At 69.5% G+C, this 18146-nt stretch carries 13 protein-coding genes and 1 pseudogene; 6 read left to right on the forward strand and 8 right to left on the reverse strand.

Features of this window, described 5'->3' with window-relative positions:
* Positions 1-128: 128 nt before the first annotated feature.
* From H6A23_RS05430 to H6A23_RS05440, 3 genes are all read left to right on the forward strand, one after another.
* Entirely contained in the window at positions 129-989 is an 861-nt protein-coding gene (locus H6A23_RS05430) for a DegV family protein (RefSeq protein WP_204831180.1), read from the forward strand.
* A gap of 262 nt (positions 990-1251) precedes the next feature.
* Positions 1252-3606 carry a ferrous iron transport protein B gene (gene feoB, locus H6A23_RS05435; protein ID WP_204831182.1) on the forward strand — a complete coding sequence of 785 codons (2355 nt, stop codon included), beginning with the start codon at positions 1252-1254 and terminating at the stop codon, positions 3604-3606.
* Positions 3607-3717: 111 nt separating this feature from the next.
* On the forward strand, positions 3718-4491 hold the full coding sequence (locus tag H6A23_RS05440) for a TIGR00730 family Rossman fold protein (protein WP_204831184.1): 774 nt from the start codon (positions 3718-3720) through the stop codon (positions 4489-4491).
* A gap of 468 nt (positions 4492-4959) precedes the next feature.
* On the opposite strand, the gene H6A23_RS05445 is transcribed toward H6A23_RS05440, so the two are convergent.
* Positions 4960-5913, reverse strand: a complete 954-nt coding sequence (locus H6A23_RS05445) for a carbohydrate kinase family protein (protein WP_204831185.1) — start codon at positions 5911-5913, stop codon at positions 4960-4962.
* A 218-nt stretch (positions 5914-6131) separates the two neighbouring features.
* Here H6A23_RS05445 and H6A23_RS05450 point away from each other — a divergent pair, with 218 nt between their 5' ends.
* On the forward strand, positions 6132-6929 hold the full coding sequence (locus H6A23_RS05450) for an HAD family hydrolase (RefSeq protein ID WP_204831186.1): 798 nt from the start codon (positions 6132-6134) through the stop codon (positions 6927-6929).
* An 83-nt stretch (positions 6930-7012) separates the two neighbouring features.
* Here the strand turns inward: H6A23_RS05450 and H6A23_RS05455 are convergent, their stop codons facing one another.
* From H6A23_RS05455 to H6A23_RS11500, 5 genes and pseudogenes are all read right to left on the reverse strand, one after another.
* Positions 7013-8527 carry a glycoside hydrolase family 32 protein gene (locus H6A23_RS05455; protein WP_204831187.1) on the reverse strand — a complete coding sequence of 505 codons (1515 nt, stop codon included), beginning with the start codon at positions 8525-8527 and terminating at the stop codon, positions 7013-7015.
* A gap of 10 nt (positions 8528-8537) precedes the next feature.
* Positions 8538-9923: a glycoside hydrolase family 32 protein gene (locus tag H6A23_RS05460; protein WP_204831188.1), complete on the reverse strand. Its 1386-nt coding sequence runs from the start codon at positions 9921-9923 to the stop codon at positions 8538-8540.
* Positions 9924-10253: 330 nt separating this feature from the next.
* A complete protein-coding gene (locus H6A23_RS05465; protein ID WP_204831189.1) occupies positions 10254-12233 on the reverse strand; it encodes a PTS beta-glucoside transporter subunit IIBCA in 1980 nt (659 codons plus the stop codon).
* A gap of 384 nt (positions 12234-12617) precedes the next feature.
* Positions 12618-13424 carry a trehalose repressor gene (locus H6A23_RS05470; protein WP_353653021.1) on the reverse strand — a complete coding sequence of 269 codons (807 nt, stop codon included), beginning with the start codon at positions 13422-13424 and terminating at the stop codon, positions 12618-12620.
* 51 nt (positions 13425-13475) lie between these two features.
* Positions 13476-13604 (reverse strand): annotated as a pseudogene (locus H6A23_RS11500) (LacI family DNA-binding transcriptional regulator); the annotation flags it as partial.
* 115 nt (positions 13605-13719) lie between these two features.
* Here H6A23_RS11500 and H6A23_RS05475 point away from each other — a divergent pair.
* Positions 13720-14229, forward strand: coding sequence for a DNA-deoxyinosine glycosylase (locus tag H6A23_RS05475; RefSeq protein WP_204831191.1), 510 nt, complete (start codon positions 13720-13722; stop codon positions 14227-14229).
* Between the two features lie 333 nt (positions 14230-14562).
* On the opposite strand, the gene H6A23_RS05480 is transcribed toward H6A23_RS05475, so the two are convergent.
* Positions 14563-14817, reverse strand: a complete 255-nt coding sequence (locus H6A23_RS05480; RefSeq protein ID WP_204831192.1) for an HPr family phosphocarrier protein — start codon at positions 14815-14817, stop codon at positions 14563-14565.
* Positions 14818-15091: 274 nt separating this feature from the next.
* On the opposite strand from H6A23_RS05480, the gene H6A23_RS05485 reads away from it, so the two are divergent.
* Positions 15092-15982 (forward strand): LysR family transcriptional regulator, encoded by an 891-nt coding sequence (locus H6A23_RS05485; RefSeq protein WP_204831193.1) that lies wholly within the window; start codon positions 15092-15094, stop codon positions 15980-15982.
* Between the two features lie 77 nt (positions 15983-16059).
* On the opposite strand, the gene H6A23_RS05490 is transcribed toward H6A23_RS05485, so the two are convergent.
* Positions 16060-18099, reverse strand: a complete 2040-nt coding sequence (locus H6A23_RS05490) for an alpha-amylase family protein (RefSeq protein ID WP_204831194.1) — start codon at positions 18097-18099, stop codon at positions 16060-16062.
* Positions 18100-18146: the final 47 nt, after the last annotated feature.

Consider the following 18146-nt stretch of genomic DNA (forward strand, 5'->3'; position numbering starts at 1 on the left):
AGATTCTCACATTTTAGCCTCGAAGTTGTGTTGCGTCTGCGAAAAGCGTGCCTGCGCGCCAGAGCTGGCCAGGGCGTGCGGAGACGTCTAAAATGTGCATATTGCTGGGTCGAGACAGGGGGTCACGCATGGCACGCATCGTCATCACCGCAGAGACCGGCTGCGACGTTCCCGCCCCCGAGGCGGCCGAGCTGGGGATCGAGCTCGTTCCCATGCACGTCACCGTGGGGAGCCGGACCATCGACGACGGGGAGATCTCCCCGGCCGAGATGCTCGAGCAGTGCCGCCAGCTCGGCGTGCTCCCCAAGACGAGCGGGTGCACCCCGCACGACTTTGAGGTGGCCTTCGACCGCATCCACGCCGAGCGTCCCGACGCGCAGATCCTGCACGTGGCGTATTCCGCCGTCACGACCTGCTCGCTCGAGTCGGCCCTCGCCGCCGCCGAGACGCGCGACTACGTGACGGCCGTCGACACCCGCCACGTGACCATCGGCCAGGGGCTCGTCGTGCGCGAGGCGGCCCGCTGGGTGCGCGCGCACCCCGAGGCCGGCGTCGACGAGGCGCGCGCCTACGTGGAGGACCTCTCCGCGCGCGTGCGCATGGCGTTTCTCCCCGGCGACCTCGGTTACCTGCGCGCGGGCGGCCGCCTCTCCAACGCAGCGTTCCTGGGCGCCACGCTCCTCAAGATCAAGCCCGTCGTGGAGCTTCTGGAGGGCAGGCTCGTCGCCACCAAGAAGCTCCGCGGCTCCATGGCGGCGGCCTCGGTCCGCCTCGTCGACTACCTGGTGCTGCGCGAGGACTTCGACCCCGCGCGCATCGTCTTCGTGAAGTCGCCGGGCCTGCCCGACCAGGTGCGCGAGCTCGTGAGCGCGCATGCGCGCGAGCTGGGCTTCGCCGAGGTGGAGTGGTACGAGACCGGGGACGTCATCACCTCGCACTGCGGCCCCGGCGCCCTCGGCGTGGCGTTTGCCGTGAGGGTGCGGGCGTAGCCCCGGCGGGCGCGCGTCCTTCTCGGCCCTTCTCGCCATTCGAGGCCATGGGGCGGGCTCCTTCGAGCCTGCACGCGCAGGCGTTGCGCGCCCTCCGCCCAAAAAAGAGATTGCCAGCGTTTGAGCAGCTCAGGGGCTCGCTGGGCTGCGCTGCCCGCAGGGCTTCCCTCGAGTTTGCGCGAGCGGGCGAGAAGGGGGCGCTCCAGGGCAGGCGCACACGCTACAATGGCGTGCGAGTGGAGCTGCGAGGGGAGAAGTGCGCATGAACCTGGACGAGCTGGAGATCGGCAAGGACGCCGTGGTGGCGTCGGTGGACTGCGACGAGCCGTCACTGCGCCAGCACATCCTGGACATGGGCCTCACGCCGGGCGTGGAGGTCACGCTCATGAAGCGCGCCCCCATGGGCGACCCGCTGGAGATCCGCCTGCGCGGCTACGAGCTCACCCTGCGCCGGGACGACGCCCGCCACATCGCGCTCACGCAGGTGCACGACATGCACGACGCCCCGCGCACCCGCGAGCGCCTCGAGGCCGCCCCGCACCCCGCCATTGGCGAGAAGTACGCGCCGCGGCGCGACGGCAAGGCCATCCCCGAGGGCCGGCCGCTGAGCCTTGCCCTGGCCGGCAACCAGAACTGCGGCAAGACCACGCTCTTCAACGCGCTCACGGGCGCGAACCAGCACGTGGGCAACTTCCCGGGCGTGACCGTGGACCGCAAGGACGGCCAGGTCAAGGGACATCCCGAGGTCACGGTCACGGACCTGCCGGGAATCTACTCGCTCTCCCCGTACACGAGCGAGGAGGTGGTCTCCCGCCGCTTCATCCTGGAGGACGGCCCGGACGCGATCATCGACATCGTGGACGCCACCAACATCGAGCGAAACCTCTACCTCACGCTCCAGCTCATGGAGCTCGACCGGCCGATGGTCCTTGCGCTCAACATGATGGACGAGCTCACGGCCAACGGCGGCACGGTGAGCGTGAACCGCCTGGAGGCCGCGCTCGGCATCCCCGTGGTGCCAATCTCCGCGGCGCGCGAGGAGGGCATCTCCGAGCTCGTGGAGCACGTGCTGCACGTGGCGCGCTTCCGCGAGCACCCGGGGCGCGTGGACTTCTGCGCGGCGGACGGCCCCGACCACGGGGCGCTCCACCGCTGCATCCACGGCATCTGCCACATCATCGAGGACCACGCCGCCGCGGCGAGCCTGCCCGTGCGCTTTGCGGCGACCAAGCTCATCGAGGGCGACCAGCTCGTCATGGGCGCCCTGGGGCTCGACCAGAACGAGCTCGACGCCGTGGAGCACATCATCAGCCAGATGGAGGGCGAGTCCGGCCGCGACCGCATGGCGGCGCTCGCGGACATGCGCTTCTCGTTCATCGAGGGCGTCTGCGCCGAGTGCGTGGTCAAGCCGCACGAGAGCCGCGAGCACGCGCGCTCGGTGGCGGCCGACCGCATCCTCACGGGCAAGTACACGGCCATCCCGGTCTTCGTGGGCATCATGGCGCTCGTCTTCTGGCTCACCTTCGACGTCATAGGCCAGCGGCTCTCCGACCTTCTCGCCGCCGGCATTGACTGGGTGACGGCGCAGGTCGACGCCGCGCTCACCGCCTTTGGCCTCAACCCCGTGGTGCACAGCCTGGTCATAGACGGCGTCTTTGCCGGCGTGGGCTCGGTGCTCTCCTTCCTGCCGATCATCGTGGTGCTCTTCATCCTGCTCTCGATCCTCGAGGACTCCGGCTACATGGCGCGCGTGGCCTTTGTGATGGACAAGCTGCTGCGGCGCCTCGGCCTCTCCGGCCGGAGCTTCGTGCCCATGCTCATCGGCTTTGGCTGCTCGGTGCCCGCCATCATGGCCACGCGCACCCTGCCCTCCGAGCACGACCGCAAGATGACGGTCATGCTCACGCCGTTCATGAGCTGCTCGGCCAAGGTGCCGGTCTACGCGCTCTTCTCGGCCGCGTTCTTCCCCGAGCAGGCGCCGCTCGTGATGATCGCGCTCTACCTCATGGGCATCGTGGTAGGGATTCTCGTGGCGCTCGTGCTCAAGGGCACGGCCTTCAAGGGCGACCCGGTGCCGTTTGTGATGGAGCTCCCCAACTACCGCCTGCCCGCGGCCCGCACCGTGGCGCGCCTGGCCTGGGACAAGGCCAAGGGCTTTGCCACCAAGGCGTTCACGATCATCTTCGTGGCGAGCGTGGTGATCTGGTTCCTGCAGACCTTTGACGTGCGGCTCAACGTGGTCTCCGACCAGTCCCAGAGCATGCTCGCGGCGCTGGGCGCCCTGCTGGCCCCGCTCTTCGCGCCGCTCGGGTTTGGGGACTGGCGCGCCGCGGCGGCCCTGGCGGCGGGCTTCGGCGCCAAGGAGAACGTCGTGGCCACGCTGACCGTCCTCATGGGCGGCACGACGGCGGGGCTGCCCGCGCTCTTCTCGCCGCTCACGGCCTTTGCGTTCCTCACGTTCACGCTGCTCTACACGCCGTGCGTGGCCGCGGTCTCGGCCGTGCGCGGCGAGCTCGGCACCCGCATGATGTGGGCCGTCATTGCCATGCAGTGTGGCGTGGCGTGGGTCGTGGCGCTCGCCGTGCGCCTCGTGGGGATGGCGCTCGGGCTGGGGTAGCGCCGCGCGCCGCGTGCCGTGCCGGGCACGCCTGATGCCAGCGGCACGGCGCGCTTACCCGCCGCTGACGGAACGGGCGTACCGTAGGGTCCATCGGGAGAAGGAGAGACCATGGCAGACGAGAAGAGCCTCGACCAGCGGACCGCCCCCGAGGACCCGCTCGGCCAGACCTACCACCGCGGCCCCGTGATCATGCGCGGGCCGATGATTCCCTCGGACACCACGACCGGCAACCTGCTCGCCGCGGAGGACTCGACCGACTGGCTGCACATGGACCCATGGCGCGTCCTGCGCATCCAGGCCGAGTTCGTCGACGGCTTCGGCGCGCTCGCCGAGCTGGGCCCGGCCGTGAGCGTCTTTGGCTCGGCGCGCACCTCGCGCACGGACCCGATGTATCGCGCCGCGCGCCACGTGGGGCGTAAGCTCGCCGAGGCGGGCGTCGCCGTGATCACGGGCGGTGGCGGCGGCATCATGGAGGCCGCCAACTGCGGCGCGGCGCGCGCGGGCGGCAAGTCGGTGGGCCTGGGGATCGAGCTTCCGCACGAGCAGGGCATCAACAAGTGGGTCAACCTCGGCATGACCTTCCGCTACTTCTTCGTGCGCAAGACGATGTTCGTGAAGTACTCGGGCGGCGCCATCATCTTCCCGGGCGGGTTTGGCACGCTCGACGAGGCCTTCGAGCTGCTCACCCTGGTGCAGACGCACAAGGTGGCGCGCACGCCGGTGGTGCTCTTCGGCGCGGAGTACTGGTCTGGCCTCATGGACTGGATCGAGGGGACCGTGCTCGGCGCGGGCAACATCTCGCCGCTCGACCCTGCGCTCATCGTGGTGACTGACGACGAGGACGAGGCCGTGCGCGTGGCGCTCTCCGAGCTGCGCCGCTAGGACGCGCCGGGGCGAATCTTACCAAAGCGTCACCCGCGCGTAAGCCCAATCGATTGGCCCCGGCCCGCCTGGCTGCGAGAATGGGGTCACCCTCCCAGGACGGGCGCGCAGGCGACTCGGCGCGCCCGGTCCCTGGGGGAGGGGCAGCGGCGCGGAAGGGGGCACCATGATCGCACGAATGTCCGAGCGGGCCGTTCTTCTGAGTTGCCTGGCCACCTCGACGCTTCTGGGCTGCCTCGCGCTCGCGATGCTCATGCACGCGGCGGCACTCTGACCTGACAAAGGTGCCGGGGGAGTTTGTCATGTTTTTTATGACAAACTCCCCCGGCACCTTTGTCAGGTCAGCCACCCCCGCCATCACCTTTGTCTCGCCTTGGTAGAGTAACAGGCTCTGAACGGATGGCCCGGATTTTGGGGTCGCATACGTCCAGAACCTGTCACTGATGTCACGGAGTCGCTTTCTCTGGGCTACTCGGCGAGGAGCGCCTCCACGTCGGCGCGCTCGGGCATGGCGGGGATGGCGCCGCGCTTGCGGACGCAGAGGGACGCCACCGCGTTGCCGAGGCGCGCGAAGCCGGCCGCGTCCTCGCAGGTGACGTCGCCGGCCGCCTTGCCGCTCTCGCAGAAGCCCGCGAGGAAGCCGCCCCAGAAGGAGTCGCCGGCGCCCGTGGCGTCTACGGCGTCCGCGGGGAAGCCCGGCACCTCGACGCCGCCGTCGGCGCAGCGCACGTACGCGCCGCCCGCGCCGAGCGTCACGGCCACGACCTTGGGGCCCTGGGCCAGAAGCGCGGCCGCCGCGGCCTCGGGGTCGTCAAGGCCGGTGAGCAGCCCGCACTCCTCGTCGGAGAGCTTCATGAGGTCCATCTGCGGCACCACGGCGCGCATCTGCTCCACGGCGGCCTCGACGGAGGGCCAGAGGTTGGCGCGGTAGTTGGGGTCGTAGGAGAGGGTGCAGCCGGCCTCGCGCGCGGCCTCGAGCGCGGCGAGCGTGGCCGAGCGGGCGGGCTCGTCGGTGAGGGAGAGCGAGCCCACGTGGAAGACGCGCGAGCTGGCGATCACGTCGCGCGCGAGCTCGTCCTCCGTGAGGCGGGTGTCCGCGCCGGGCTTGCGCGCGAAGGAGAACTCGCGCTCGCCGTCCGGGGAGAGCGCCACGAAGGCCAGGGTGGTGAAGGCGTCGGGGTCGGAGATGAGGCCCGTGGTGTCGATGCCCTGCTCCTCCAGGGTGGCGCGCAGGAACTCGCCGTGCATGTCGCAGCCCACCTTGCCGAGGAAGGCGGTCTTGTGGCCGAGCTTCTCCAGCGCAACGAGGACGTTAGCCGGCGCGCCGCCGGCGTTGCGCTCGAAGAGGCGCTGGCCGCCCGCCGAGGTGCCGGCGTCGGTGAAGTCGATGAGGAGCTCGCCCAGTGCTGAGACAGAGAACATGAGGTGTCCTTTCGCTTGCGGAATCGATTCCATGGCCATTATGCCGCCGTGGCGCCGCGCCGCGCGCTCTTCTCGGTAAGAGGGCGCATTTCCTCCGTCAGGCGCGCCAACGCGCGGCCGGCCCCGCCGCTCACCGGATGGCACTTGACGAAAAACGCAACGTCAACGACTATGAGAACGATACCACAACCACACACCCGGAGAGGGGGAGGGAACACATGATCAAGCTCATCGCGTCAGACATGGACGGCACCCTTCTGGACGAGGGCTCGCGCGTGCCCGAGGAGACCTTCGACCTGATCGTGGCCCTGCGCGAGAAGGGCGTCCACTTTGTGGCCAGCTCCGGCCGCCGCTATGACACGCTGCGCTGGTTCTTCGAGCCCATAGCTGACAAGATCGACTACGTGGCCTCGCTCGGCACGCAGGTCTACGCGGAGGGGCAGCTGCTCGACCGCGAGGTCTTCTCAACGCTCTCGGTCATGCGGCTCTTCGAGACCTGCGCCCTGTTCGACTGCCTGCACCTGGCCGTCTACGAGGACGACGCCACCTACCTGATCGACGACCTCAGCGCCTACATCAGCGAGCTCGACAAGGACCTGGGCTCGGCCATCCGCGTCTTTGACCCGCCCTCGCCGCGCGTCAACATCATCAAGGCCGCCGTGTGCTGCGACCGCCCCGAGCTCATCACCGAGATGGCCTACGTGCTGGAGCGCGAGCTGGGGGAGTGGTTCACGTTCCTGCCGAGCGGCTCGCGCTGGATCGACGTGGCGCCGGTCCACGTGAACAAGGCGGTGGGCCTGGCGCAGGTGATGCGCTACTACGGCGTGGCGGCAGACGAGGTCATGGCCTTCGGGGACTCCATGAACGACTACTCCATGCTGCGCTTTGTGGGCCACCCGGTGGTGGTGGAGAACGCGCGCTACTCGCTCAAGCAGATCGCGGAGCGCGTGATTGGGCCCAACACGGAGCGCTCCGTCCAGCAGGCGATGCGCGAGCTGCTGGCCGAGCTGTCGTAGGGACGCAAGAGGGGCGAGAAGAACCTGGACGGGCCCCATCGCGGGGCCGGCCCCAGGTTCTTCTCGCCCCTCCTTTCCGGGCTCTAGGGAAGCAGCCGGCGCACGGACAGGCAGCTGACGCGCAGCGAGCCGCCCTCCGCCACCAGGCGCACGGCGCGCGGCCCCGCCGCGGGCAGGCTGTAGGCGCTCAGCACCTGCTCGCCGTCGTTCACGAAGACCTCCACCGAGCCGCGGTCCAGGAGGACCTGCAGCCTGAGCTCCCGGCGGCCGGCGGAAGCCGGAGCCGCGCGGTAGCCGCGCTCGCCCACGCGCGCCGCCTGCCGGTCCAGCACGACGCGGCCGGCCTGGTCGTCATAGGCCACGTAGGTGCCGCCGCCGTCCGGCGTGGCGTGCAGCATGAGGCCGGCGCGCTCGGCCGTCGAGGAGGCGAGGTCAATAGCGAGGTCCACGCGGCCGGACGCGAGGTCCTTCTCGACCACGAGCTCCTCGTTGGGCCCCAGCTCAAGCGGCCCCACCTCGCGCGCCGGCCCCCACAGGGCATCGAGCTCTCGCGCGGGCGCGCAGTGCAGCGCGCCGTCCGGCCCCAGCGCAAGCTCGCGCGGCACGGTGAGCTGGCCGCACCAGCCGTCCTCCTGCGTGGGCAGCGCGCCGCCGTTGGGGCTCATCCAGCCCATCAGGATGCGGCGGCCGTCGGGCGCCTCCATGGTCTGCGGCGCGTAGAAGTTCTGCCCCCAGTCGAGCTGCCGGAAGTCCCCGGCGGGCTCGAAGGGGCTGCCAGGCCGCCAGGTGCCCACGAGGTAGCCCGCGTTGTTGAAGTTGCGGTAGCGGTAGCCCGAGGGCCGGGCGCCCATGGCGGAGAAGCAGAGCACCCAGCGGCGCTCGCCGCCCGGCGCGGCGAGCTCAAAGAGATCCGGGCACTCGAGCATGTAGACGTCTGGGTCGGGGTGGCGGTAGATCACGCCCTCGGGGCGCCACCGCGTCAGGTCGTCCGAGGCGTAGAGCACAATCTCCCCGCGTCCGTCCGGCGCGCGCCGGCCCACGACCATGTACCACGCGTCCCCCTGGCGCCACACCTTGGGGTCGCGGAAGTCCCGCAGGCCGTCCGGGTTGCCCACCACGACGCCGCGCTTCTCAAAGCGGACGCCGTCCTCGGAGGTGGCCAGGCACTGGACCTCGAGGTTGCCCTCGTCCTCGTTGCGCCCGTTGCGCCAGCGGTGCGCGGTGTAGAAGACGTAGAGGAGCCCGTCCGGCCCGGTCACGGCCGAGCCCGAGTAGACGCCCGCGCGCTCGGCCACGAGGCTCGGGGCCAGGGCGACGGGCTCCGACCGCCAGCGCGCGAGGTCGGCGCTCGAGGCGTGGCCCCAGTGCATGGGGCCCCACTGCGTGCCGAAGGGGTGGAGCTGGTAGAAGGCGTGCCAGCGCCCGTCGAAGAAGCAAAGGCCGTTGGGGTCGTTGATCCAGCCGCCGGGGGAGGCCACGTGGAACGTGGGATACCAGCGGTCGCGCCGCGCGGCGGCGAGCTCGGCCACGCCCCGCTCGGCGCGGGCGAGGGCCTGCTCGTGCGGGGCGAAGCTGGCGTTGGGGTCGTCCGGGGTCATGCGGTCCTTTCTAGTACGTGCCGGCCATGCCGTCGCCCATCTCCCAGGCGTGCAAAAGCGACTGTCCCTTCTGCGCGAGCGCGAGGTGACCGGGGCGGGGGAACCAGCGCGTGGCAAGCGCGAGCTCGCCGCCGTTCACGAAGACCTCCACGGCGGAGCTGTCGACAAGAACGCGCAGGTCGCGCACCGCGTCCACGGATGCCGCGCGCTCGTCGCGGCCGCAGCCCACGCGATCGTCCGCAAACGTCAGGCGCACGGTGCCGTTCTCCCAGCTTATCGCAAGCGCGTCGTCGAGCACGAGGGAGCCCGCGGGCTCCGCGTTGGCAAGAAGGACGTCGGCCCGGTGCTCGGCCAGCTCGAGCGTCCCGTCGGCCGCGAGCTCGTGCCGCGCGCCGCGCAGCGCCTCGAGCTCTGCCACCGGCCGCTGGAGGAGCGCCCCGCCCGCCCCGGCCGTGACCTCGCGCGGGACCGTGAGGCAGTGGCACCACGCCATGCCGTCCGGGGCGCTCTCGAAGTCCGCCTCGGGCAGGCCCATCCAGGCGATGAGGATCGTGCGGCCGGACTCGTCGACGAAGGTCTGCGGCGCGTAGAAGTCAAAGCCGCAGTCCCAGCGGCGGAAGGCGCCCGCGTCCACCACGGCCCCCTCGCTCACGCGGGAGCCTGCGGCGACCGGGACGTAGCCGGCCTGGTCGCGGATGCCGTTGGCCCAGGGGAGGCCCTGCATGCCCTGCGGGCAGAAGGAGAGCCACTCGCGCCCGCCGAGCTCCACGCGGTCCGGGCACTCCCACATGTAGCCGAAGGGCTCCGCGGAGCGGACGGTGCCCGCGTTCTCCCAGGCAAGGCCGTCGTCCGAGCGCAGCACGAGCACGAGGCCGTGGTCGTCCACGTCGCGCGCCCCGAGGATCATCCGCCACGCGTCGCCCTCGCGCCAGACCTTGGGGTCGCGCACGTGGCGGGTGCAGAAGGCGGGGTAGTCGGCGTTTCTCAGCAGCACGTTCTTCTCGCCCATCTTGTAGCCGTCCGGGCTCTCTATGAGTATCTGCACGGAGCGGCGGCCGGCGTGCACGTAGTCGAAGTCGCCGGGCTCCTTGACGTTGCCGGTGTAGTAGAAGCGCACGCCGCCCTCCACGGGGACGGCGCAGCCAGAGTAGGCGCCCGAGGCCTCGTCGGGCGTGTCGGGCGCGATGACAAACTCGCGGTCGACGGCGCGCCAGCGAACGAGGTCCTCGCTCGTGAAGTGGCCCCAGCCGCGCGGGGCGTGCGGGGCGGGCCAGTCGGGGCTGTACTGGTAGAACACGTGATAGGTGCCGTTGAGCTGGCAGAGGCCGTTGGGGTCGTTCAACCAGCCGGTGGGTGGCATGAGGTGAAAGCCCATGCGCCAGGGGTCGTGTGACATGGGACTCCTTTGCGGGTGAGGGACGGCCCGTCCGGCACGGGCCGCCCCGAAGGAGGGACGGGAATTCGGGCCGCGCCGCCCGGCTGGCATCGGGGCCCAAAGGGGGCGCGGCGAGCTCCTGCCAAAAAATAGCCTAAGTGCACCACTTTTTGACGGGAACGGGAAATGAGGCGCGGGACCGAGCGGATAGTGCCTGGATTTCGGCGGGCGTGCCGCGTCGAGGGGCGTCCCATCGGCCAAAAGCGGTGCACTTCGCGCTGTTTTTGGCAGATGGCGGAAGAGGCGCTCCCGGTGGGCGATCATCCGGCCGGTCCCGCGCACGGGGACGGGTCAGGAGAGCTCGACGAGCGCGTCGCCGGGTCGCACGGCGGCGCCCGTGTGCGGGGTCACGCTGCCGTAGGCGTCCGTGTTGGTGACGATCACGGGCGTCACGGGGTCGAGCCCGGCCGCGCGGATGGCGTCGAGGTCGATGTCCATGAGTAGCTGCCCGGCGCTCACGTGCTCGCCCACGCGGACGTGCGCGGTGAAGGGGGCGCCGTTGAGCGTCACGGTGTCGATCCCGATGTGCATGAGGATCTCGGCGCCCGCGTCGGTGGTCATGCCCAGGGCGTGGCCGGTCTCGGCGAGCACGGTGACGGTGCCCGCGGCGGGCGCGTAGAGCTTGCCCTCGGTGGGGCGCACCGCGGCGCCGGTGCCCATGGCCTCGCTCGCAAAGACCGGGTCGGGGACCTCGGTCATCTTGATGGCGGTTCCGGCGAGCGGGGAGACGATGGTCTCGGCGGCGCTGGTGGCGCTGGCGGCGCCCGCGCTCACGGCCGCCACGGCGGCGTCGGCCGCGGCGGCGGAGAGGGCCGCGGCGTTGGCGGCGTCAGCGGCGGACGCGGCGACGGAGGCCTCGACCACGGGTGCGGCGGCCTGCTGCTCGGGGTCCTTGTAGAGCATGTAGGAGATCGCAAAGGCCACGACGCCCGCGATGGCGAACATGATCACGTACTGGACGGGCCGGTTGAGGCAGAGCAGGATGCCAAAGATGCCGGTGACGCCGGTGCCGCTGGCGGCAAGCCCCGCGATGGAGGCGAACATGGCGCCCAGGCCGCCGCCGATGCAGCCGGCCACGAAGGGCTTGAAGAAGCGCAGGTTGACGCCGAAGATGGCGGGCTCGGTGATGCCCATGAACGCGGAGAGCGAGGAGGGCAGGGCAAGCGAGCGGACCTTGACGTCCTTGGTCTTGAGGGCCACGGCAAGGGCGGCGCCGGCCTGGCCGATGTTGGCGGCGCTTGCGAGCGGCAGCCAGTAGGTCACGCCGTACGTGGCGATCTGGCCGAGGTCGATGGTGGTGTACATCTGGTGGATGCCGGTGACGACGGTGGGGGCGTAGAGGGCGCCCATGATGAGCGAGCCCAGGCCGAGGGGCAGCGTGAGCAGGAACTGGATGCCGCCGAGGATGGCGTTTTCCGCCCACACGAAGATCGGGCCGACGGCGAGCATGACCACGTACGCGGTCACGGCCACGGAGACGAGCGGAGTCACGAAGAGGTCAAAGGCCTCGGGCACCACCTTGTGCAGGCGCTTCTCCACAAAGGCGAGGATGCCGCAGGCGATGACGATGGGGATGACGTGGCCCTGGTAGCCGGTCCACTCGATGGAGTAGAGGCCCGGGATGACGGAGTAGGTCTGGAGCACGCCCTCGGTGGCCACGGTGTTGGCGTTCTGCAGGCCGGGGTTGATGAGGATCATGCCCATGACGGCGCCCAGGTACGGGTTGGCGCCAAAGGCCGACGCCGCGGAGTAGCCGATGAGGATCTGCAGGAACGTGAACGCCGTGTTGGAGACGAGGTTCAGGATCTGGTACCAGGCGTTGTTGGTGTCCAGGCTGATGAAGCCGTTGGTGTCCATGAAGCTGAGCGCGCTCATGATGCCGAGCAGCAGGCCCGAGGCCACGATGGCCGGGATGATGGGCACGAAGACGTCGCCCAGGAGCTTGATTGCGCGCATGAACGGGTTGGTCTGCTGCTCCGCCGCCGCGGCCTTGACCTCCGCCTTGGTGGCAGCGGTGATGTGGCCGAGCGCGATGAACTCGTCGTAGACCTTGTTCACCGTGCCGGTGCCGTAGATGACCTGGAGCTGGCCGGACGCCTTGAAGTTGCCCTTGGCGCCGGTCGCGTTGTCCACCTTGGCCTGGTCGACCTTGCCGTCGTCCGCGAGCACGAGGCGCAGGCGCGTCGCGCAGTGCGCGGCCGAGACCACGTTGCCCGGGCCGCCTATCGCGTCCAGTATCTCCTGTGCCGCCTGCCGATAGTCAAGTGCCATTGGAACCGCCCTTCTCTCTGCGATGTCCTGCCGTATGAGAACGTTCCCATATGAAATCGTTCTCACAATAGCGCAGAGAGCCGGGGAACGCAAGATATTGTGCGAGCGGTTGAATCCGGTCGGCAAGCGGCGTGCGGCCCGAGCATGCCTCCCCGCACGGAATCGCGCGGCGGCGGGCAGAAGCGGCAATCCCGCGGTCCGGCGCGTTGCGTGGATGGGGCTTGTGGCAATCGGCGAGAAGAACGACCTGCGGTTCTTCTCGCCCCTGTTGCGAAGGGCGGGGTCGTGGCAGCGCAATCTCTGCCACGACCCCGCCCTTCGCAACGCGTCTCACGCCGCTCCTGCCATGGCCCCGCAATCGGCAACGCGGCGCCGGCACGCGGCCTAGCGCGTGGAGTTTCTCGCCACGACCTCGTAGCCCATCCTGACCTTGCGCGGCGCGTACTCCTGGCCGCTCATGAAGCCGAGGAGCGTCTTGGCGGTCTCGGCGCCGGAGGACTTGTAGTGCAGGTGGACCGTCGTCAGCGTGGGCGTGACGATCTGCGAAATCTCGGAGTCGTCCATGCCCGTCACCACCACGTCCTCGGGGACGCGGTGGCCGTACTCGCGCAGGCATGTGAGGGCGCCGTAGGCGATGGAGTCGGTGGCGCAGACGATGCCGTCGAGCTCGGGATAGGTGTCGAGGAGCGCCTCGGCCTGCTCGTAGCCGGAGTCCACGGTGAACTCGGCGATGCGCATCGCCCGCTCGGGGACCTCGACGCCCGCCGCCGCGCACGCCTCGAGAAAGCCGCGCCGACGCATCTGGCCCACGGCCACGTCCTCCTCGAAGACGCCGATGTAGGCCGGGTGCCGCGCGGAGCGCAGCGCGAGGGCGGTGACGTCGCGCATGGCCTCGAGGTCGTTCTGGAAGACGCAGGAGCAGCTGTCGGTGTCCTGGTCCAGCATCACGATGGGCACCGGGAGCGACGAGATGGCCTCGCGGTGCTCGTCGGTGATGACGGTGGCTATGAGGATGACGCCGTCGACCTGGCTCTTCTCGGAGAACAGGCGCAAGAACTCGACCTCGCGCGCGGCGTCGTTGTCCGTGTTGGCAAGGAGCACCTGGTAGCCTGCCTCGTTGAGGACGGGCGTAATGCCGGCGACCATCCGGCTGACCGACGCCGAGTTGATCTTGGGGATGATGACCCCCACGACGTTGGTGCGCCCCGTGCGCAGCGTCTTGGCGTGCTGGGACGGGACGTAGCCGGTCTTCTCTATGACGCGGCGGATGGCCGCGCGCTTCTCCTGGCTCACGTAGCCGTCGTTGAGGTAGCGCGACACCGTGGCCCGCGACACGCCGGCCATCTGCGCTATCTGGTTGATGTCCATCCCTTGGGGCTCCCTTCAGACAGCATGAGTGTAGCGCCGCCGGGGCACACCTCACCAAACCGCCATGAAAGCGCAGGTTGAGGGGTCAGCTCGGGGCGTGGGGCGCTATGCTCGTGACATGGCAGACTACGAGCACATAGTCCACGAGTTCGAGCCGGTCTTTGACGGGCGCTCCCGCGTGCTCGTGCTGGGCTCGCTCCCCTCGGCGCTCTCGCGCGAGAACCGCTTCTACTACGGCAACCCGCGCAACCGCTTCTGGCGCGTGATCGCCGCCTGCGCGGGCGAGCCCGTCCCCGCGGATGACGACGTCCCCGCCAAGCGCGCGCTGCTCCTGCGCCACGGCATCGCGCTCTGGGACGTCATCGAGAGCTGCGACATCCGCGGCTCGGCGGACGCCTCCATCAGAAACGTGGTCCCGGCCGACGTCCCCCGCATCCTGCGGGCGTCGCCCGTGGAGGCCGTGCTCTGCAACGGCGGTACGGCCGGAAGGCTCTATCGCCGCTGGCTGGAGCCCGTGTGCGGCCTGCCGGCGCGGGTGCTGCCGTCCACGAGCCCCGCCAACGCGGCGTGGTCGCTCGACCGGCTCGTCGCGCGGTGGCGAGAAGAACTCGCCGGGCTGATGTGCTGACGGCCGGACGTTCTTGTCGCCCCGCCCCCGCACGGCGGGCCTGCGGGGGATTCGCGACGCTCCGGAAACGGGATGTGTCGCCGCATCCCCGCATGAGGCTTCTGCGGGGCCTTGGCGACGTTTTGGCGCGTGGGTTTGTCGCAAATCCTCCGCAAGGTGGCTCCGCCGGGGGTTCGCGACGTTTTCAGCCGGGAGACCGTCGCAAGCGCCCCGCGCTGCGGGTCTGCGGGGGAATGGCGACGTTTTGGTGAGCGGGACTGTCGCAAGCGCCCCGCGCATCCGCTCCGCGGGGGGAATGGCGACAAGAACGTGGACGCCCTGGCCGTCCCGCTCCTAGAACGTCCGCGTGATCTGCCGGATGGCCGCCGCGGCAGTGTCCTCGTCCGGTCCGCTCACGGTCACGACCACGTGCTCGCCCGTGCGCACGCCGAGCATCAGGAGCTGCATGAGCTGCTTGGCGTCCACGACGCGCCCCGCGTGCTCCAGGGTGACGTCGCTTCTCCAGCGCTCTGCCTCGCTCGCCAGCAGGACGGCAAGCTGGATGTGCAGACCCAGCGGGTCCGTGATGTCGCAGGGTATCTCGTGCATGGGGCGTCCTCTCGGGGGCGGGGAACGGGCCGCCTTGACCTCTCACGATAATCCCAAAGCCTCCGCAAGGCTGAAAGACTTCGGTGCGTGGCGAGACGCATGCCGCAGCCGGTCGGAGCCGGCTCGAGGGTGCGGTCCCTGCCGCGCCGCATGGTCAACTGCCTTTTGAGGAAGGGGGCGCATGTTATTCACTGGTAGCGCGGCTGTGACAAACTAGGCACATCGCATAACACATATCCGCTCTCGGCAGCGCGTCTCGCAGGGAGGCTCATTCGTGAACATAAAGCAGCTCAGATACGTCGTGGCGATTCTCGCCACGGGGAGCTTCTCTGCCGCTGCCGCGCGTGAGAGCGTCTCGGTCCAGGCGGTCTCCAAGGCCATGTCCGAGCTCGAGGGGGAGATGGGCGCTCCGCTCTTCAACCGTGCGAGCTCCGGGGTGACGCCCACGCCGCTCGGCCGCGCCTTCGGGGCGCGCGCCCAGCGGGTGCTCGTGGAGTACGACGCGCTCGAGAGCTTCGCCCGGTCGAGCGCCCGCGAGGCCGCCGCGGGCCGCGGCCTGCGCCTGGGGCTCTGCGTGCCGAGCTTTCCGGGCATCGAGCGCATCTGCGCCATGATCAACGTGGTGACCGGCCGCGCCCTCGGCTGCGAGGTCGAGGTCATCCTCACGAGCGGGAGGACCTGCGTGGACGAGCTCAGGGCGGCCCGCTTTGACGCGCTCGTGACGATCGGCCCCCTGAAGGAGCGCGGGGTCGTCACGGGGAGCCTCGGCACGATGTCCCCCTATGTGCTGATGTCCAAGTCCAACCCGCTGGCCAGAAAGCGCGAGGTCACGCTCGAGGACATCAACGCGTGCCCCGTGGCGCTCGCACCGGACTTCGACCACTTCAACGAGTCAGTCTGCCGCGCCTACGCGGCCCGCGGGATGACCTTGGAGCTCGTCGAGATTCCCACGATGGGGTCGTACAACGACCTCCTGGAGCACAGAAACGGCCTCTCGTTCATCGTGGGCGGCGAGTTCATCGGCCCCCTCGAGGGCTGCGTCATGAGGCCGATCGCCCCGCGCGACCGGATGCCGATCCCCATCTGCCTCTCGTCGCTCGAGGGGGCGAGCTTCAGCTACCTCGAGCTCAGCCACGCCCTCTCCAAGATGAAGATCCTCTCCTAGGACCTGACAAAATGCCCTGGCACCTTTGTCATCATGACAATGGTGTCAGGGCATTCCGTCAGGTTTTTTGCGGGCGGCTACGCGAGGTACCAGACGAAGTCCCAGGCGGGGAGCTGGAAGGTCTCGAAGCCCATGGTCTCGCCCGTGACGAGGTTGGTGTACTCGGAGCAGGACGGCATCCACACGGTCTTCTCGTCATCGCTGAAGTTAAAGACCGCGTTGAGCGTGCGGCCGCCGGCGCTCCGGCGGATCCAGAGGATGGCCGGGTCGCTGTAGTCGACGATCCCCGCCTCAGCGTCGGCGTCGAAGACGTCCTCGCGCCGGCGGATGGCCTCCAGCTCGCCGAGCGCGTCGAAGATGCGCTGCTGGACGCTGCCCTTCTCGTCAACGCGGTCGACGAGGCTCCAGTCGAAGCGGCCGCGGTGGATGTAGCGCGAGTCCTCGGCCTTCTCGGGGTCGTCCTTGTAGGTGTAGTCGTTCACCTGGCCGACCTCGTCTCCGCTGTAGATGATCGGCAGGCCGGACTGCGCGAGCAGGTAGGCGTGGAGCATGACGTCCTTGCGGATGGCGAGGTCCATGGCCTCCTCGTCGCCCTCGAAGCCCGCCGCCTCGATGCCGCACATGGAGGCCGTGGTGGCGCAGAAGCGGGCGTCGCCCGTGACCGGGTCGGCGTTGTAGAGCTCGCCGCGCGAGGTGCTGCCCGGCGTGTGGCCCTGGAAGTAGTCGTTGAGGTAGCGCTTGTGCGGCACCTCCTCCATGCCCCAGGTGCTGAGCGTGGCGTAGTCGAGACCCCAGCCAATGTCGTCGTGGCAGCGCAGGTAGTTGAGGAAGGTGTACTGGCTGGGCAGCCCGCAGACGGCGTCGAGCTGCGAGCGCAGCAGGCGCGTGTCGCGGCAGGCCACGGAGTTCCAGGTGGTGGCCATGGTGGTCACGTTGTAGAGCATGTGGCACTCGGGCTTCTCAACCGTCCCGAAGTAGGGCACCACCTCCACCGGCGCCATGACGACCTCGCCCAGAAGCACGATGCCGGGACACACGATCTCGCCGATCATACGCATCATGCGCACGATGGTGTGGACCTGGGGGAGGTTCCGGCAGTTGGTGCCGAGCTGCTTCCAGATGTAGGGCACGGCGTCGATGCGGATGATGTCCATGCCCTGGTTGGCCAGGTAGAGGAAGTTGTACATCATCTCGTTGAAGACGCGCGGGTTGCGGTAGTTGAGGTCCCACTGGTAGGGGTAGAACTGCGTCATCACGGACTGGCCGAGTTCCGGCAGGTAGGTGAAGTGGCCGGGCGCGGTGGTGGGGAAGACCTGGGGGACGTCGCGGGTGTACTGGTCGATCACGGCCTGGTTGCTCTCGAAGAAGTACCGGCTCATGTACTCGCCCTCGCCCGCGCGGGCGCGCCGGGCCCACTCGTGGTCCTCCGAGGTGTGGTTCATGACGAAGTCCATGCAGAGGCTGATGCCCTTCTTGTGGCACTTCTCGGCGAGGTGCGCCAGGTCCTCCATCGTGCCGAGCTCGGGCTTCACGCGGCGGAAGTCCTTGACGGCGTAGCCGCCGTCCGAGCGGCTCTTGTCCGCGGGCGTGTCCAGGAACGGCATGAGGTGGAGGTAGTTCACGCCCACGCGCTCGAGGTAGTCCAGGCGGTCCTCCACGCCCCGGATGTTGCCGGCGAAGTTGTCGATGTACATCTGCATGCCGAGCATGTCGCGGCTGCGGTACCACTCGCCGGCGGCTGCGCGCTCGGCGTCGAGGGCGCGCAGCTGCTCGGAGCGCGCGTCGTAGTAGGCCCGCATCTGGTCGAGGAGCTCGGCGAACATGTCGCTGTTGTCGTAGAGCTCCATGTAGAGCCAACGGAGCTCGTCGTGGTGGCGGGCGAGCCGCTCCTGGAAGACGGCGTCGGCCTTCGCGCGCGCCGCCTTGGTGGCGCTCGGCTTGGCGGCCGCGGCCTTGGCGGCGGTGGCGCTCGGCTTGGTGGCCTTGGCGGCGGTGGCGCGCGGCTTGGCGGTGGCGGCCTTGGCGGCGGTGGCGCGCGGCTTGGCGGCCGCAGCCTTTGACGTCCTTCTCGCCGGCGCCTTCTTGGCCGGGCTCTTCCTCGTGGCCTTCTCCGTCATGGGCGGTCCTTTCCCCCTCTGCGTATGCTCCCGCACGCATTCTAGCG

The organism is Olsenella uli, assembly GCF_016900775.1.
GTDB classification, from domain to species: domain Bacteria; phylum Actinomycetota; class Coriobacteriia; order Coriobacteriales; family Atopobiaceae; genus Thermophilibacter; species Thermophilibacter uli_A.

Excerpts from the sequence above, each read along its gene's own strand:
- H6A23_RS05430 (WP_204831180.1), top strand. The coding sequence starts at position 129 with ATGGCACGCATCGTCATCACCGCAGAGACCGGCTGCGACGTTCCCGCC.
- feoB (WP_204831182.1), top strand. The coding sequence starts at position 1,252 with ATGAACCTGGACGAGCTGGAGATCGGCAAGGACGCCGTGGTGGCGTCG.
- H6A23_RS05490 (WP_204831194.1), bottom strand. The coding sequence starts at position 18,099 with ATGACGGAGAAGGCCACGAGGAAGAGCCCGGCCAAGAAGGCGCCGGCG.
- H6A23_RS05440 (WP_204831184.1), top strand. The coding sequence starts at position 3,718 with ATGGCAGACGAGAAGAGCCTCGACCAGCGGACCGCCCCCGAGGACCCG.
- H6A23_RS05480 (WP_204831192.1), bottom strand. The coding sequence starts at position 14,817 with ATGCACGAGATACCCTGCGACATCACGGACCCGCTGGGTCTGCACATC.
- H6A23_RS05455 (WP_204831187.1), bottom strand. The coding sequence starts at position 8,527 with ATGACCCCGGACGACCCCAACGCCAGCTTCGCCCCGCACGAGCAGGCC.
- H6A23_RS05465 (WP_204831189.1), bottom strand. The coding sequence starts at position 12,233 with ATGGCACTTGACTATCGGCAGGCGGCACAGGAGATACTGGACGCGATA.
- H6A23_RS05460 (WP_204831188.1), bottom strand. The coding sequence starts at position 9,923 with ATGTCACACGACCCCTGGCGCATGGGCTTTCACCTCATGCCACCCACC.
- H6A23_RS05450 (WP_204831186.1), top strand. The coding sequence starts at position 6,132 with ATGATCAAGCTCATCGCGTCAGACATGGACGGCACCCTTCTGGACGAG.
- H6A23_RS05475 (WP_204831191.1), top strand. The coding sequence starts at position 13,720 with ATGGCAGACTACGAGCACATAGTCCACGAGTTCGAGCCGGTCTTTGAC.
- H6A23_RS05445 (WP_204831185.1), bottom strand. The coding sequence starts at position 5,913 with ATGTTCTCTGTCTCAGCACTGGGCGAGCTCCTCATCGACTTCACCGAC.